The organism is Pseudomonas sp. S30 (assembly GCF_016518545.1).
Taxonomy (GTDB): Bacteria; Pseudomonadota; Gammaproteobacteria; order Pseudomonadales; family Pseudomonadaceae; genus Aquipseudomonas.
Genome location: NZ_JACVTO010000016.1, coordinates 42,409 through 57,972, shown reverse-complemented (window position 1 = coordinate 57,972; position 15,564 = coordinate 42,409). Strand labels below are relative to the sequence as shown.

Below are 15,564 nucleotides of genomic sequence, written 5' to 3'. Positions count from 1 at the left end.
ACATCTGGTAACTGGTCAGACCGGTCAAACCAAAAAGCCTTGCCAGTCTCAGTAATCCGCGCTTACATTGGACCCCGCACTGGACAAACCGGTAAGACCACAATAATTAAGTCCCGCGCTCTTTGGCCCTCATTCTCGTCGGGCATCGAAGCAGGGACACCGAAGCAGAGATCCCTCCCATGCTCAAATGGTGCTCGCGTTCGATCTTCCTCCAAGTCGTCCTGGGCCTGGCCCTCGGCGTCGTCTGCGGTCTGAGCTTCCCTGACCTTTCCCTGCAACTCAAACCACTCGGTGACGGCTTCATCAAGCTGATCAAGATGCTGATCGGCATCATCGTGTTCTGCGTGGTGGTCAGCGGCATTTCCGGCGCAGGCGATCTGAAGAAGGTCGGCCGCATCGGCCTGAAATCGGTGATCTATTTCGAGGTGCTCACCACCATCGCCCTGGTCATCGGCCTGGTGCTGGCCTTCTCCACCGGCATCGGTCAGGGCGCCAACATCCACCTCGACCAGCTCTCCGGCGCCGATGCCGGCGCGCTGGCCGAGCGCGGTGCGCACCTGCATGGCGCCACGGCGTTCTTCATGGACTTGATCCCCACGTCGGTGATCGGCGCCTTCGCGGACAACAACATCCTGCAAGTGCTGCTGTTCGCCGTACTGTTCGGCAGTGCGCTGAACCTGGTTGGGGAGTCGGCGTCGGGCATCTCCCGGCTGATCAACGAGCTGAGCCACGTGATCTTCCGCATCATGGGCATGATCGTGCGCCTGGCGCCGATCGGCGTGTTCGGCGCCATCGCCTTCACCACCAGCAAATACGGCCTGGAGTCGCTGCAGCACCTGGGTGGCCTGGTGGCGCTGTTCTACATCACCTGCGCAGGCTTCGTGCTGCTGGTGCTGGGCACGGTGATGCGTGTCTCGGGACTGAGGATGATCCCGTTCCTGAAGTACCTGCGTGAAGAGCTGACCATCGTGCTCGGCACCGCCTCGTCGGATGCCGTACTGCCGCAGGTGATGCGCAAGCTCGAACACCTGGGCATCGGCAGCTCCACCGTGGGGCTGGTGATTCCCACCGGCTATTCGTTCAACCTGGACGGCTTTTCCATCTACCTCACGCTGGCGATCGTGTTCATCGCCAACGCCACGGGCACGCCGCTGGCCATGACCGACCTGCTGACCATCCTGCTGGTCTCGCTGGTCACCTCCAAGGGCGCCCACGGCATCCCCGGCTCGGCGCTGGTGATCCTCGCCGCGACCCTGACCGCCGTGCCGGCGATTCCGGTGGTGGGCCTGGTGCTGGTGCTGGCGGTGGACTGGTTCATGGGCATCGGCCGCGCGCTGACCAACCTGGTGGGCAATTGCGTCGCCACCGTGGCCATCGCCCGTTGGGAAAAGGACATCGACCTGGAGCGGGCCAATGACGTGCTGGCCGGCAAGCCTGGCTTCGCGCCGCTGCCGCGCAAGGCCGGGACCTCGGTCCAGCAGCAGGAAATCTGAACCCGCCGGGGCCGGTGCAGCGCGCCGGCCGGCGGGCGGCCAGTGACAAGCCTGGATCGAGGAATCACCTGTGATCAGCTCATCGACCGTCGTCACCTGCGTGGTGGAGAAACTGCGTGCAGCCCTGGCCCGTGGCCAATGGCGCAGTGGCCAGATGCTGCCCGGCCAGCGCGAGCTGGCCGAGCAACTGGGCATCAGCCGCCCCTCCCTGCGCGAAGCACTGACCGTGCTGGAAACCCTCGGCCTGGTCCGCGCGATGCCGGGCAAAGGGGTGCTGGTACTGGACGCCGACGCCAGCGCTGCCACGGACTCCGTCGGCGCCGCCAGCCTGGCCGATGTCCTGGAACTGCGCTACACCCTCGAGCCCTTCATCGCCGGTTTGGTCGCACAAGCGGCCGGCAGCCAGGACATTAACCAGCTGCGCCTGACCCTGATGGACCTGCGCGAGGCCGTGGAAGCCGGCGACAGCGAGGCGGGCGTGGCGGCCTACATCGCCCTGCACGAGGCCTTGTTCGCCCTGACCACCAATCCGATCTTCCAGAGCGTGGTGCAGCAGACCGGCAACGCGCTCAAGCAGAGCGCGGCCATGCTGCGCGCCTCCCCCGAACACTTCGCCGCCAGGCTGGCGGAGAACGAGGCGGTGGTGCGCGCCATCCGCGCGCGCAGCAGCGCCCAGGCCAGCGCACAGATGCGCCGGCACATTCTGGCCGAAGGCCAGCGCATGGGCATCGAACTGAATATCCCGGACGAGCATCCGGCCCCGGACCATTGACCCAGGAGTGCCATCATGACCGCCTTGGCCCCTTCAACGCGCCTGCCCCCGCTGATCCACCACGGCGAAGGACGGCTGGGCGCCGACCAGATCTATCCGCGCCTGTTCGACGCCATTCTCGAGCAACGGCTGCCGCCGGGCAGTGCCTTGCCGGAGCAGGCGCTGGGCCGGGCCTTCGGCGTCAGCCGCACGGTGATCCGCCGGGTACTCGGGCGCCTGGCCGACCAGCAGGTGGTGGTGCAACGGCCCAGCCACACCGCCCATCTGGCAGCGCCCGATCCGCAGCAGGCGCGTCAGGTGCTGAGCGCGCGTCGGCTGGCCGAGACCACGCTGATCGGCCTTGCCGCGCAACGGGCGCGACCGGCCCAGGTGCGCCAGTTGCGCCAACTGGTCGAACGCGAGCGACTGCACCACGAGCGCGGCGAGCGCTGCACGGCCATCCGCCTGGGTGGCGAATTTCACCTCAAGCTCGCGCAGGTGGCCAACAATGCACCGCTCGAACGCTTTCTCAACGGTCTGGTGCCGATGACGTCGCTGATCATCGCGCGTTATGAAACGCCGTGCTGCGAGCACTGTGCCTGGCAAGAGCATGCGGCGATCATCGACGCTGTGGAAGCCGGCGATGCCAGCGCAGCGCTGGCGCTGATGCATCAGCACCTCGATCACCTGGAGGGCAAGCTGGAGCTGCGCGACAGCTAGCGGCAGCGCCGGGCAGGCCGTCGAAGTCAGGGCTCGCGTGAATAAGACGCTCAGGCCGCTGCCAGCGCCGAACTCGGCAGACCGAACAGCCGGTCGAACGCCCAGTTGTAGACGAAGGTGTAGCATGGCACCAGCACGATGAATGCCAGATCGACCACGAACGCCTGCCACAAGGTCATGCCCAGCCACCAGGCGATCAGCGGGATCAGGTACACCACCAGGGTCAGCTGAAACCCTATGGCATGGGCGACCCGCCGGCCCAGCCCGCGACCGCGCGTGGACTGACGGCTTTCCCAGCGTTCGAACAGGGTGTTGTAGATCAGGTTCCAGAGCACCGCGACGGTAGTGATCATCAGCGCCAGGGGGCCGGTGTGCGTGGCCTGGCTGCCCGAAAGATACGCCAGTCCCAGGGTCGACAGGCACAGCCCGATCAGCTCGTAGAAGGTCACATAGACCAGTTTACGTTTGACGCCTTGCACGGTTCTGCCTCTTGGAAACTTCAACGAGGGGTGGATGATGAGTCACTGTTATTGACAGCAAAAGTCAGCTCCTTTCATATTTACTGAAAGGAGTAACCATGAGTTTTTCCACGGACACCATCCAGCTGTTTCTCGCCGTGCTCGACAGCGGCTCGTTTTCCGCAGCGGCCCGGCAACTGGGCAAGGTTCCCTCGGCGGTGAGCATGGCCATCGGCAACATCGAGGCCGAGCTGGGCTATCCCCTGTTCGAACGCGGTTCGCGCGAGGTGCGCGCCACGGATCGCGCACGTGCGCTGGAGCCCCATGCCAGGCTCATCGCCGAGCAGCTGGGGCTGTTGCAGGTCCATGCCCTGGAGCTGTCCTGTGGCCTGGAAAGCAGCCTGTCCATCGCCGTGGTGCCGGATCTGGATCCGGCACCGCTGCTCGCCGCCATCTCGCGCCTGGGCCAGCGCTACCCCCTGCTGGACATCGAACTGCTCAGCGCTCCCCAGGAGGATGCCCTGCACCTGCTCGACAGCGGCCGCGTGGGGCTGTGCCTGGCCTTCGCCGAATTGCAGGTCGACCCACAGCGCAGTTTTCAGCACGTGGGCAGCGAGTCACTGGTGGCCACCCTCTCCCCTGAGCATCCGGCCCTGCGCGCCGGTCGCATCCGTGACCTGGAAGACCTGGTGGACCTGCGCCAGATCCTGGTGCATAGCCGCGACCTACCCCTGCGCGATACCCGCTCGCTGATCGGCACCGCGCACTGGCGCACCGACAGCCTCGACCTTGCCATCGCCATGGTCGAGGCCGGTCTTGGCTGGGGCGACCTGCCAGCCTCGCGTATCGCGCCAGCGATCGCGGCCGGTCGCCTGGTACAGCTGACATTCGGCAACACCCGCAACGAGCTGCAGTTGCCGGTACATGCACTGTGGCGCAAGCGCCAGCCGCTCGGGAAAGCGGCGCGCACGCTGGTGGACTGGCTGGCGGCCGGCTGAGGCAGCCACCGTCGGTCGGATGTCCCGGCACAGCCCTCAACCTTTCTCGCCCCAGGCCGATACCGATTCCGACCGGCACCGCCAGCCCGCCATGGATGGACGGCCGCCACCCCCGATCACGGCTCAAGGTCTGGAAACATGAACCTGAAGTTCCGCCACAAGATTCTGCTCAGCGCCTGCGGTGTCGTCGTACTGGCATTCGCATTGTTCACCCTCTACAACGACTATCTACAGCGCAAGACCATCACTCAGAACATCGAGTCTTCCGTCCAGCAGGCCGGCGCACTCACCGCCAGCAGCGTGCAGAACTGGATGAGCGGACGCATTCTGGTGCTGGAGAACCTGGCCCAGGACATTGCCCAGCAAGGCACCGGCCCGCAGGTCGCCGGCCTGGTCGACCAGCCTTCCTACACCAGCAACTTCCAGTTCACCTACTTCGGCCAGAACACCGGCGCGTTCACCCAGCGCCCCGACGCGCAGATGCCGGCCGACTACGACCCGCGCAAGCGGCCGTGGTACAGCGCGGCGGTGAACGCCAACCAGACCCTGCTCACCCCGCCGTACCAGGCGTCGGTCGGTGGCCTGGTGGTGACCATCGCCATCCCGGTCAAGGCCCGTGGCAACAGCGAACTGCTGGGTGTGGTCGGCGGCGACCTCAGCCTTGATTCTCTGGTCGACATCATCAATGCCGTGGACTTCGGCGGCATCGGTCACGCCTTCCTGGTCGACCGAGAAGGTCAGGTGATCGTCAGCCCGGACAAGGACCAGCTGATGAAAAACCTCAAGGACCTCTATCCCGACAGCGGCCTGCGGGTCGAGCCAGGGATGCAGAAGGTTACCCTGGCGGGCCAGAAAAGGATCGTGTCGTTCACGCCGGTCAAGGGACTGCCCTCGGCACAGTGGTACATTGGCCTTTCGGTCGACAAGGACAAGGCTTACGCCGCACTCGGGCAGTTCCGCAGCTCGGCCATCATCGCCATGCTCATCGCCGTGCTCGCCATCGCTGCCGTACTGGGCTTGCTGATTCCCGTGCTGATGCGTCCGCTGACCACCATGGGCCGGGCGATGCACGATATCGCCGAGGGCGAAGGCGACCTCACCCGCCGCCTGCAGGTCCAGCACAAGGACGAGTTCGGTGAGTTGGCCACGGCCTTCAACCGTTTCGTCGAGCGTATCCACGCCTCGATCAGCGAGGTGGCGTCGGCCACACGTCTGGTGCATGACCTCTCCGAACAGGTGATGAGTGCGTCGAACGCGTCGATCAACGGCTCTGAAGAGCAAAGCCTGCGCACCAACAGCGTGGCCGCGGCGATCAACGAGTTGGGCGCCGCCACCCAGGAAATCGCCCGCAACGCCGCCGACGCCTCGCAGCACGCCAGCGGTGCCAGCGACCAGGCCAACGATGGCCGCCAGGTGGTGGACGATGCCATTGGCGCCATGACGGCGCTGTCGCAGAAGATCAGCGAGTCGTGCCAGCAGATCGAGACGCTCAATGCCAGTACCGACGAGATCGGCAAGATCCTCGACGTGATCAAGGGCATTTCCCAGCAGACCAACCTGCTCGCGCTCAATGCGGCGATCGAAGCCGCCCGTGCCGGTGAGGCCGGTCGCGGCTTCGCGGTGGTCGCCGACGAGGTGCGCAACCTGGCGCATCGCACGCAGGAATCGGCCGAGGAAATCCACCGCATGATCACCGGCCTGCAGGTCGGATCGCGCGAAGCGGTGCACACCATGAACGCCAGCCAGGTGTCCAGCGAACAGACCGTGCAGGTGGCCAACAAGGCCGGCGAGCGTCTGGCCAGCGTGACGGCGCGCATCGGTGAAATCGACGGCATGAACCAGTCGGTCGCGACCGCCACCGAGGAGCAGAGCGCGGTGGTCGAGAGCCTCAACCTGGACATCACCCAGATCAACGCGCTCAATCAGCAAGGGGTGCAGAACCTCAATGAAACCCTGCGCCACTGCGACGCCTTAACTCAGCAAGCCGGCCGACTCAAGCAACTGGTGGGCAGCTTCCGGATCTGACCACGCCCCTGTCATCTGCCCGCCTGGACGCGGGCAGATGAACAACGCCCGTTATAACCTCATAACCAAGAATTCTATTTGGCTATAAAAAACAATCTATATGCTGGCCAGCATCCGACCACGGGCTAGCAGGCAGATCGAGTAGCGTATGGATGTAGGTTCTTTTGGTTTCACCATCGCCGGACTGGTGGTGGGCTTCATCGTCGGCATGACCGGCGTCGGCGGTGGCTCGCTGATGACCCCGATCCTGCTCTGGTTCGGTATCAATCCCGCCACGGCCGTAGGCACCGACCTGCTCTATGCCGCCATCACCAAGGCCAGCGGCGTCTGGGTCCACGCCCGCAACCGCAACATCGACTGGAAGATCACCGGCTGGCTGAGTTTGGGCAGCGTACCTGCCGCAGCGCTGACCCTGTGGTTCCTGAGCACCTTGCACACCGACACCACCGCCTTAAATGCGATCATCAAGCAGGGCCTGGCGGTGGTGCTGATCCTCACCGCACTGGCGATCCTCTTCAAGTCGCGCTTGCAGACATTCGCCAACCGACATGCCGGCGATCATTATCACCTCAGCCCGCGCAGCCTCAACCTGCTCACCGTGATCACCGGCATCGTGCTCGGCGTGATGGTCACCCTCACCTCCATCGGCGCCGGCGCCCTGGGCACGGTGGCGCTGTTCCTGCTCTATCCCTTCCTGGTCACTCGCCGCCTGGTGGGCACGGAGATCGCCCATGCCGTGCCCCTGACCCTGGTGGCTGGTCTGGGCCATGCCGGCATGGGCAACATGGACTGGTCGCTACTGGGGTACCTGCTGCTGGGCTCGCTGCCGGGCATCTATTTGGGCAGCCACCTCACCGGACGCATCTCCGATCGCGTGTTGCGCCCGTGCCTGGCAGGCATGCTGCTGCTGATCGGCTACAAGCTGGCGTTTTGAGCCCTGCGCCTCACCCCGTCGTCAGGCGCAGGCGCCAGCGGTCGGTGCGACTGAGGTGCAGTCGTGCGCAAGGCAGCACGTCGATGGGTGGATGGCTGTGCAGCGGCGCGCCCAGCACCGCCAGCAGGGCGGCGCGAATCACGCTCGGGTGGGTGACCGCCATCCAGTCGCCGGGTTCGTCGAACGCTTGCAGCCAGGCGTCGACCCGGGCGTAGAGCGCCTGGAAGGACTCGCCACGGTGGGGCGTGGCCTGTGCGTCGACCTGCCACCACGCCAACCCATCGGCGTTCTCGCGCTGCAAGTGCTTGAGAGCCACCCCTTGCCAATCGCCCATGTCGCAGTCGGCCAGCGCAGGCTCCACCCGGACCTGCTCCCCCAACCAGGCGGCCGTCTGGCGAGCGCGCAACTCCGGCGCGCAAAGCAGGCGCATGCCCGCCGGTGCAGCGGCCATCAGCGGCGCATCGGCCTGTATCGCGTCCCCGGGGTGATGAAACCGGCCGATCTGCTGGGAACGGGTCAAGGCATGGCAAACCAGAGTCAGGCGTACAGGCTTCATGGTCGATGGACTCAGACAATCGGAATTAGGGCATTGACGCGCCCTGCGCTAGGATGGCGAGTCTAACCCAGGCAAGCCGCCAGCAGAGTCGATCCGATGCCAGACGCCCCCCGCCCTTCCGCCAGTCCGCTTCTGCTCGCCCTGCGCCAGGGTACGCAGGCGTGCCACAAGACCCTGGAAGCACGCCTGCCCTTTTTCAGCGACAGCTTCGACCACGCGGCCTACCGTCGACTGGTCGAGGCCTACTACGGATTCCATGCACCGCTGGAGCTGCGCCTGTCGGGTTATCAGGGCAGCGAGCGCCACAAGGCCCCAGCGCTGTGCCAAGACCTGCTGGCCCTGGGTGCAAGTGCTGCGCAGATCGATGCCTTGCCGCTGTGCGAGCGACTGCCATCGATCACCGACCAGGCGAGCGCGTTGGGTGTGATGTACGTGCTGGAGGGCTCTACGCTCGGTGGCCAGGTGCTCAAGCGCGCCATGGCCGAGCGTCTGGGCGTCGATACCAATACCGGCGGCGCCTTCCTGGATGTCTACGGCAGCGCCACCGGCAGCCGCTGGCGCAGCTTTCTGCAGCGCCTGGAGCAGGCCCCGCATTCGGCGGATGGACAGGCTCGCAGCGTGGCGTGCGCCGTAGCCACCTTCCAGTGCTTCGAGCGCTGGCTCGACCAGCGCCAGGTCCTGGAATCCCGCTGAGACCAAGTGCCACCATTAATCGGCTCTGTCGCCCTTCGTCTTCCCTGTAGCCCATCAGTACAAGGAAGTCGAACATGCTTGCCCTGTCACGTCGCTCCCTGGTCGGCCTCGGCCTGGCCCTGCCTGCCCTTGGCGCCCTGCGCCTGGCCCATGGTGCACCGGCCGATCCAGGCCCGGTGCAGATCAACTTCAACGAAAGCCCCTGGGGACCCAGCGCCGCGGCACGCCAGGCGATGGCAGAGGGCATCGCCAACTGCGGACGCTACCCCTACAAGGCACAGTACCGGCTGATCGATCACTTCGCCGCGCAGCATGGCCTGCAGGCGGACCAGGTCCAGGTGTTCTGCGGCTCGAAGCTGGCGCTGCAACACGCCGTCATGGCATTCACCCAGCGCGGCAGCCTGGTACTGGCCGAGCCCTCCTACGAAGCCCCCGTCGAGGCAGCCCAGGCCCGCGGCACCGCTGTGCATGCCGTGCCGCTGGACCGGCAGCACGCCCACGACGTCGACGCCATGCTCGCCGCCGATGCAAAGCCCGGGATGATCTACCTGTGCAACCCCAACAACCCGACCGGCACCCTCACCTCGCGCCACGCCATCGAGCGTTTGCTGAGCCGCGCACCGGCGGACAGCGTGGTGGTGGTCGATGAGGCCTACATTCATTTCAGCGACGCACCGAGCTGCATCGAGCTGGTTCGCGAGCACCCGCGCCTGCTGGTGCTCCAGACCTTTTCCAAGCTGTACGGCATGGCCGGCGCACGCCTGGGCCTGGCCATCGGCCAGGCACCGTTGTTGCGGCAACTCGAAGTGTACGACGGTGAAAACGTCGCAGCCGCACCGACCTTGCTCGGCGGGCTCGCCAGCCTGGCCGATCCACAGCTGGTGCCCACCCGCAAGGCGGCCAACGCGCGCCTGCGCGATGCCACCATCGCCTGGCTTGGCGACCGCGGCTGGCAGTGTACGGCCAGCCAGACCAACTGCTTCATGATCGACTTGCGCACGCCGGCTCAGCCCGTCGTCGAGCGCTTGGCCGAGCGCGGCGTCCTGGTCGGACGGGTGTGGCGCAGCTGGCCGAACTGGATGCGCGTGAGCGTCGGCAGCGAGCACGACATGCAGCGGCTACGCGAGGCCTTCGTCCAGGTGATGCCGGGCTGAACCCTCGGCACCGGCAGGCGTGCCCAAGCCGTACAGGGGTCAGGCCAGAACCGCACCCAGCGCGTTGACCACCTGCGCCAGGCGTGGCGCCCCCTCCGGCACTCGCACCGCCAGCCCTTCGATTTCGCGCCGCAGGGGATAGCGCTTGCGCAGCAGGTCGAAGGCCTCGCGCTGTACCTGGACATCTTCGCTGAGACTGCGGCGCATGTCCGCGTCGTCTCGACGCGGGTCGTACACCGCACGGCACAGCATGGCCAGTGCCCAGGTAGGGTCCGCCTCGGCATCGAGCTCGATGCGCAGCAACGGCGGCGGCGGCAGCAGGTCGGCCAGCCGTACCTGTTCGGCCGCACCCTGTACGCGGCACAAAGCCTGATAGATCTGCGCGGTGCCGCGCTGCTTGCCATCCAGGCTGTAGCCGGCGATGTGCGGGGTGGCCAGGGTGCACAGGTCGGCCAGTGCCAGGTCGACCTGCGGCTCGCCTTCCCACACGTCCAGCACAGCGTGCACATCGTCGCGCGCGAGCAGCAGCTCACGCAGGGCCGCGTTGTCCACCACCGCACCACGACTGGCGTTGATCAACCAGGCGCCGGGGCGCAGGCGAGCCAGCTCGGGGGCGCCGAGCAGGTGCCAGGTCGGATGATCGCCATCACGCTGCAACGGCGTATGCAGGCTGATCACATCGCAACGCGCCAGCACTTCGTCCAGGCTGACGAATTCACCGTCCTCGCGCGCCGCACGCAGCGGATCGCACACCAGCACCTGCCAGCCCAGCCCGCGCAGCACGCGCACCAGACGTCCTCCGACTTCTCCGGCACCGACCACCCCATAGACGCGCTCAGCCAGCGCCACGCCCTCGAGCTCGGCCAGGGTCAGCAGGCTGCCCAGCACATAGTCCACCACGCCGCGGGCGTTGCAGCCTGGAGCACTGCTCCAGTGGATATGGGCCTGGGCGAAATAGTCGAGGTCCAGGTGATCGGTGCCGATGGTGCAGGTGCCGACGAAGCGCACCCGACTGCCCTCCAGCAGCTGCCGGTCGACGCGGGTCACCGACCGCACCAGCAACACGTCGGCGTCGCGAACGCAGTCGGCATTGATCGCACGACCGGGATAGCGGCGGATCTCACCGAATCCGGCGAAGAAGTCAGCGAGCAGCGGGATATTTTCGTCGGCTACGATCAGCATGGGCGCTCTCCAGTGGGGGAGCGCAGTGTAGGCGCTGTGACGCAGGGTATCCAGCCTGGGTCAGTCGGCCTTCTTGCGGATCCAGTAGAGAAAGGTGCCCGCTTGCTCCTGCTGCTGCACCAGTTCATGCCCCAGGAAGGTGCAGAACTTGGGAATGTCCCGGCGGGTCGAGGGATCGGTGGCGATGACCTTGAGCAGGCCGCCGGCGGCCAGGTTGCGTACGTGCTGGTGCAGCATCATCACCGGTTCCGGACAGTTCAGGCCGGTGGCGTCTAGGGTAGCGTCTGGGGTCAGGTCGGACATGGCGTGCTCCGCGCAAATGGGGTGTGGCGCCGATCAGGCTCGGCGCGGCTTGAGGTCGAGCCGGCGCAGGTGGCAGGTCACTTCCTCGCGGTCGTGGTACAGCTGCTTGCAGGCGATCGACACCTTGACCTTGCGGGCCTTGAAGGTGGCGTCCATGCGGTCCAGCAACTTGCGTACCTCGGCATAGCGCTGCTTCATCGGCAGCTTGAGGTTGACCACGGCCTCGCGACACAACCCCTCGCCTAGCCAGGTTTCGATCAACGAGGCAGTGCGGGCGGGCTTCTCGACGATGTCGCAGACCATCCAGTCCACCGTCTGCCGCGGTTTCCAGGTGAAGCCATCGGCCATCAGGTGCTGCACCAGGCCGGTGTCCATCAGGCTCTCGGCCATGGGGCCGTTGTCGATGGCGGTGACCAGCATGCCGCGCTTGACCAGCTGATAGGTCCAGCCACCCGGCGACGCGCCGAGGTCGACACCGGTCATGTCGTCGCTCAGCCGCTGTGGCCAGTGCTCGCGAGCGATGAACTGGTGCCAGGCTTCCTCGAGCTTGAGGGTCGAACGGCTCGGTGCCTCGCGCGGGAATTTCAGGCGCGGGATACCCATCGGCCACAGCGCCGAGTTGTCCGCCTCGGCCAGGCCGACGAACACCTGCCGGCCACTGGTGAAGGTCAGCAGCAGGCGCGGCGCGGCGGCGTCGTCGACCAGTCGACCGGCCTTTTCTAGAGCCTTGCGCAGCGGCCCTTCGAACTTGCGGCAGAAAGTCGAGAGGGCCTTGCCCTCGTTGCTGTCGAGCACCTCCAGCCATAGGCTGCCGCAGACCGGCAGCGCCGCCAGATGGTCGAGCAACACGCTGATGCGGTCGGTTTCCGGCAGCTCCAGGTATTGGCCCCGGGCCCATTGCCGCGGGAAGATCAGCCGCTCGAAGCGGCGCTCACGCATCAGTCGCTCGGCACCGCCTTCTTCCAGGCAGACGAACTCGGCGCAGGCGCCATGCGCCTTGCCCTTGGCATAGCCGGCAATGCCCAGTTGCGCAGCGTGCTCGCTGAGCTCGGCGCAGACCTCGCCCTCGAAGCCGGGCCGGCAGTGCATGAACAGCGTATTCATCTCTCACTCCACATCACTGGCACAGACAGTGCCAGGGCGGCGAATGATAAAGGAAGTTCGGAACCTGCGACATGCCCTACAGGTCCAGAACTGGGTCAGCCTTGCCAACGCGGGCTGTCCCGATCGATCAGCCAGGCCCGTGCCGTGCGGGCCGATACAGAGCGGTGATACCGGCATCGACGACTGCCGGACACCGGCGCAGAAGGAGTTGGCAATGCCCTCGCTCGATAGCCTGAACACTCTCAAGACCCTCCAGGTGGCCGACCGCGCCTACCACTATTTCAGCCTGACCGAAGCCGCCCGCCACCTGGGCGACCTGGAGCGCCTGCCCATGTCGCTCAAGGTGCTGCTGGAAAACCTGCTGCGCTGGGAAGACGGCAAGACCGTCACCGGCGACGACCTGCAGGCCCTGGCCGACTGGCTCAAGGCGCGGCGCTCGGACCGCGAGATCCAGTACCGTCCTGCGCGCGTCCTGATGCAGGACTTCACCGGCGTGCCTGCCGTGGTCGACCTGGCCGCCATGCGCGCGGCCATGGCCAAGGCCGGCGGCGACCCGCAACGCATCAACCCCCTGTCGCCGGTGGACCTGGTGATCGATCACTCGGTGATGGTCGATCACTATGCCAGCGCAGACGCCTTCGCCGACAACGTCGACATCGAGATGAAGCGCAACGGCGAACGCTATGCCTTCCTGCGCTGGGGTCAGGACGCTTTCGACAACTTCCGCGTCGTGCCGCCCGGCACCGGCATCTGCCACCAGGTCAACCTGGAATACCTAGGCCGCACGGTCTGGACCCGCGAAGAAGAGGGGCGTACCTATGCGTTCCCCGACACACTCGTAGGCACCGATTCGCACACCACCATGATCAATGGACTGGGCGTGCTGGGCTGGGGTGTCGGCGGTATCGAGGCCGAGGCGGCCATGCTGGGTCAGCCTGTGTCGATGCTGATCCCCGAAGTCATCGGCTTCAAGCTCACCGGCAAACTGCGCGAGGGCATCACCGCCACCGACCTGGTACTGACGGTGACCCAGATGCTGCGCAAGAAAGGCGTGGTGGGCAAGTTCGTCGAGTTCTATGGCGATGGCCTGTCCGAATTACCTCTGGCCGACCGCGCGACCCTCGCCAACATGGCGCCGGAGTATGGCGCCACCTGCGGCTTCTTCCCAGTGGACGACGTGACGCTCGACTACCTGCGCCTGTCCGGTCGGCCGGCCGAGACCGTCGAGCTGGTGCAGGCCTACTGCAAGGCTCAAGGGCTGTGGCGCCACCCTGGCCAGGAACCGTCGTTCAGCGACAGCCTGGCGCTGGACATGCACGAGGTCGAGGCGAGCCTGGCGGGCCCCAAGCGCCCGCAGGACCGGGTGGCCCTGTCCCAGGTCAGCCAGGCCTTCGACGGTTTCCTCGACCTGCAGCCCAAGCCGGCGGCCAAGGAAGTCGGTCGCCTGGAGAGCGAAGGCGGAGGCGGCGTAGCGGTGGGCAATGCCGATCAGGCCGGCGAGATCGAATACACCCATCAGGGCCAGAGCCACCGCTTGCGAGACGGCGCCGTGGTGATCGCCGCGATCACCTCCTGCACCAACACCTCCAACCCCAGCGTGATGATGGCTGCCGGGCTGGTGGCCAAGAAGGCGGTGGAAAAAGGCCTGGCGCGCAAGCCCTGGGTCAAGAGCTCGCTGGCACCGGGCTCCAAAGTGGTGACCGACTACTTCCACGCTGCGGGCCTGACGCCCTACCTCGACCGACTGGGCTTCGACCTCGTCGGCTACGGCTGCACCACCTGCATCGGCAATTCCGGCCCTCTGGACGAGGCCATCGAGAAAGCCATTGCCCGCGCCGACCTCACCGTGGCGTCGGTGCTGTCGGGCAACCGCAACTTCGAGGGCCGCGTTCACCCCCTGGTCAAGACCAACTGGCTGGCCTCCCCACCCCTGGTGGTAGCCTATGCCCTGGCCGGCAGCGTGCGCGTGGACCTGACCCGCGACGCCCTGGGCACGGGTAAGGATGGCCAGCCGGTGTATCTGCAGGACATCTGGCCCAGCCAGCAGGAGATCGCCGATGCAGTGGCCAAGGTGAACACGGCGATGTTCCACAAGGAATACGCCGAGGTGTTCGCCGGCGATGACAAATGGCAGGCCATCGAAGTGCCCCAGGCGGCTACCTATGTCTGGCAGGATGACTCCACCTACATCCAGCATCCACCCTTCTTCGAAGATATCGCAGGCCCCTTGCCGGACATCGAGGACATCCGCCAGGCGCGCATCCTCGCCCTGCTGGGCGACTCGGTCACCACCGACCACATCTCCCCGGCCGGCAACATCAAGGCCGACAGCCCTGCCGGTCGCTACCTGCGCGACAAGGGCGTGGAGCCACGCGACTTCAACTCCTACGGCTCGCGCCGAGGCAACCATGAAGTGATGATGCGCGGTACTTTCGCCAACATCCGCATCCGCAATGAGATGCTCGGCGGCGAGGAAGGCGGTAACACCTTGCATGTGCCCAGCGGTGAAAAGCTGTCGATCTACGACGCGGCGATGCGCTATCAGCAGGAGGGCACGCCACTGGTGGTCATCGCAGGTCAGGAATACGGTACCGGCTCCAGTCGCGACTGGGCCGCCAAAGGCACCAACCTGCTGGGCGTCAAAGCCGTGCTGGCGGAGAGCTTCGAGCGTATCCACCGCTCCAACCTGGTGGGCATGGGCGTGCTGCCGCTGCAGTTCAAGGCCGGGGATGACCGCAAGCGGCTGGGCCTGACTGGCAGGGAAAGAATCGAAGTGACCGGGCTTGGCGGCGCGCAGATCCGCCCTGGCATGAGCCTGCCACTGCGCATTATCGGCGAGGACGGCCAGCAGCGCGACATCGAGGTGCTGTGCCGCATCGACACCCTCAACGAAGTGGAATACTTCAAGTCAGGCGGCATCTTGCACTATGTCCTGCGTCAGCTGATCGCGGGATGACGCATCGATGAGCCTATGAGGGGGCTGGCCTGACCGGCCTGCCCTCTCATGCACCCGTGGCGGCGCGAACAATACATCGTCATATGCCAACAAATACGTCAAAAAACTGCAAAAAATCGTTCAAGATGCGCTATCGACCGCATCTCACTAGCTGATTCGTACTGCTTCCTGATTGCGCCACGTCAAGCCAGACAAATATCGACTCAACAAATTCCCTGACCTGCCGATACTGGATGA

The 15,564-nt window shown here is 65.8% G+C and carries 14 protein-coding genes; 9 read left to right on the top strand and 5 right to left on the bottom strand.

What is annotated here, in order from left to right; genetic code table 11:
• Positions 1-179: 179 nt before the first annotated feature.
• From IAE34_RS17655 to IAE34_RS17645, 3 genes are all read left to right on the top strand, one after another.
• Positions 180-1,493, top strand: a complete 1,314-nt coding sequence (locus IAE34_RS17655; RefSeq protein WP_200140255.1) for a C4-dicarboxylate transporter DctA — start codon at positions 180-182, stop codon at positions 1,491-1,493.
• 70 nt (positions 1,494-1,563) lie between these two features.
• Positions 1,564-2,265 (top strand): FadR/GntR family transcriptional regulator, encoded by a 702-nt coding sequence (locus tag IAE34_RS17650; RefSeq protein WP_200140254.1) that lies wholly within the window; start codon positions 1,564-1,566, stop codon positions 2,263-2,265.
• A 15-nt stretch (positions 2,266-2,280) separates the two neighbouring features.
• Positions 2,281-2,964 carry a GntR family transcriptional regulator gene (locus IAE34_RS17645; protein WP_200140253.1) on the top strand — a complete coding sequence of 228 codons (684 nt, stop codon included), beginning with the start codon at positions 2,281-2,283 and terminating at the stop codon, positions 2,962-2,964.
• A 50-nt stretch (positions 2,965-3,014) separates the two neighbouring features.
• Here IAE34_RS17645 and IAE34_RS17640 read toward each other — a convergent pair whose 3' ends face one another.
• On the bottom strand, positions 3,015-3,443 hold the full coding sequence (locus IAE34_RS17640) for a PACE efflux transporter (RefSeq protein ID WP_200140252.1): 429 nt from the start codon (positions 3,441-3,443) through the stop codon (positions 3,015-3,017).
• Positions 3,444-3,541: 98 nt separating this feature from the next.
• Here IAE34_RS17640 and IAE34_RS17635 point away from each other — a divergent pair, with 98 nt between their 5' ends.
• The 3 genes from IAE34_RS17635 to IAE34_RS17625 all read left to right on the top strand — a co-directional run bounded on the left by IAE34_RS17635 (position 3,542) and on the right by IAE34_RS17625 (position 7,379).
• Entirely contained in the window at positions 3,542-4,420 is an 879-nt protein-coding gene (locus tag IAE34_RS17635; RefSeq protein ID WP_200140251.1) for a LysR family transcriptional regulator, read from the top strand.
• A 138-nt stretch (positions 4,421-4,558) separates the two neighbouring features.
• Positions 4,559-6,445 (top strand): methyl-accepting chemotaxis protein, encoded by a 1,887-nt coding sequence (locus IAE34_RS17630; protein WP_200140250.1) that lies wholly within the window; start codon positions 4,559-4,561, stop codon positions 6,443-6,445.
• Between the two features lie 148 nt (positions 6,446-6,593).
• Positions 6,594-7,379, top strand: a complete 786-nt coding sequence (locus IAE34_RS17625) for a sulfite exporter TauE/SafE family protein (protein WP_200140249.1) — start codon at positions 6,594-6,596, stop codon at positions 7,377-7,379.
• A gap of 10 nt (positions 7,380-7,389) precedes the next feature.
• On the opposite strand, the gene IAE34_RS17620 is transcribed toward IAE34_RS17625, so the two are convergent.
• Positions 7,390-7,935, bottom strand: a complete 546-nt coding sequence (locus IAE34_RS17620; protein WP_200140248.1) for a histidine phosphatase family protein — start codon at positions 7,933-7,935, stop codon at positions 7,390-7,392.
• 96 nt (positions 7,936-8,031) lie between these two features.
• Here IAE34_RS17620 and IAE34_RS17615 point away from each other — a divergent pair, with 96 nt between their 5' ends.
• Positions 8,032-8,628 carry a biliverdin-producing heme oxygenase gene (locus IAE34_RS17615; RefSeq protein WP_200140247.1) on the top strand — a complete coding sequence of 199 codons (597 nt, stop codon included), beginning with the start codon at positions 8,032-8,034 and terminating at the stop codon, positions 8,626-8,628.
• A gap of 74 nt (positions 8,629-8,702) precedes the next feature.
• Complete coding sequence (gene ptaA, locus IAE34_RS17610) at positions 8,703-9,782, top strand: pyoverdine biosynthesis transaminase PtaA (RefSeq protein WP_200140246.1); 1,080 nt, start codon at positions 8,703-8,705, stop codon at positions 9,780-9,782.
• A gap of 39 nt (positions 9,783-9,821) precedes the next feature.
• Here ptaA and pdxB read toward each other — a convergent pair whose 3' ends face one another.
• The 3 genes from pdxB to rlmM are packed head-to-tail and all read right to left on the bottom strand — an operon-like array spanning position 9,822 to position 12,371.
• On the bottom strand, positions 9,822-10,964 hold the full coding sequence (gene pdxB / locus IAE34_RS17605; RefSeq protein ID WP_200140245.1) for a 4-phosphoerythronate dehydrogenase PdxB: 1,143 nt from the start codon (positions 10,962-10,964) through the stop codon (positions 9,822-9,824).
• 60 nt (positions 10,965-11,024) lie between these two features.
• The gene (gene tusA / locus IAE34_RS17600; protein ID WP_200140244.1) at positions 11,025-11,267 is read right to left on the bottom strand and encodes a sulfurtransferase TusA; all 243 of its coding nucleotides are present in this window, start codon (positions 11,265-11,267) and stop codon (positions 11,025-11,027) included.
• A gap of 33 nt (positions 11,268-11,300) precedes the next feature.
• Positions 11,301-12,371, bottom strand: a complete 1,071-nt coding sequence (gene rlmM / locus IAE34_RS17595) for a 23S rRNA (cytidine(2498)-2'-O)-methyltransferase RlmM (protein ID WP_200140243.1) — start codon at positions 12,369-12,371, stop codon at positions 11,301-11,303.
• 214 nt (positions 12,372-12,585) lie between these two features.
• On the opposite strand from rlmM, the gene acnA reads away from it, so the two are divergent.
• The gene (acnA, locus tag IAE34_RS17590) at positions 12,586-15,327 is read left to right on the top strand and encodes an aconitate hydratase AcnA (RefSeq protein WP_200140242.1); all 2,742 of its coding nucleotides are present in this window, start codon (positions 12,586-12,588) and stop codon (positions 15,325-15,327) included.
• The last annotated feature ends 237 nt before the right edge of the window (positions 15,328-15,564 follow it).

Coding starts and splice junctions, on each gene's coding strand:
- IAE34_RS17655 (WP_200140255.1), top strand. CDS start 180: ATGCTCAAATGGTGCTCGCGTTCGATCTTCCTCCAAGTCGTCCTGGGC.
- IAE34_RS17645 (WP_200140253.1), top strand. CDS start 2,281: ATGACCGCCTTGGCCCCTTCAACGCGCCTGCCCCCGCTGATCCACCAC.
- IAE34_RS17635 (WP_200140251.1), top strand. CDS start 3,542: ATGAGTTTTTCCACGGACACCATCCAGCTGTTTCTCGCCGTGCTCGAC.
- IAE34_RS17630 (WP_200140250.1), top strand. CDS start 4,559: ATGAACCTGAAGTTCCGCCACAAGATTCTGCTCAGCGCCTGCGGTGTC.
- IAE34_RS17625 (WP_200140249.1), top strand. CDS start 6,594: ATGGATGTAGGTTCTTTTGGTTTCACCATCGCCGGACTGGTGGTGGGC.
- IAE34_RS17620 (WP_200140248.1), bottom strand. CDS start 7,935: ATGAAGCCTGTACGCCTGACTCTGGTTTGCCATGCCTTGACCCGTTCC.
- IAE34_RS17615 (WP_200140247.1), top strand. CDS start 8,032: ATGCCAGACGCCCCCCGCCCTTCCGCCAGTCCGCTTCTGCTCGCCCTG.
- ptaA (WP_200140246.1), top strand. CDS start 8,703: ATGCTTGCCCTGTCACGTCGCTCCCTGGTCGGCCTCGGCCTGGCCCTG.
- pdxB (WP_200140245.1), bottom strand. CDS start 10,964: ATGCTGATCGTAGCCGACGAAAATATCCCGCTGCTCGCTGACTTCTTC.
- tusA (WP_200140244.1), bottom strand. CDS start 11,267: ATGTCCGACCTGACCCCAGACGCTACCCTAGACGCCACCGGCCTGAAC.
- rlmM (WP_200140243.1), bottom strand. CDS start 12,371: ATGAATACGCTGTTCATGCACTGCCGGCCCGGCTTCGAGGGCGAGGTC.
- acnA (WP_200140242.1), top strand. CDS start 12,586: ATGCCCTCGCTCGATAGCCTGAACACTCTCAAGACCCTCCAGGTGGCC.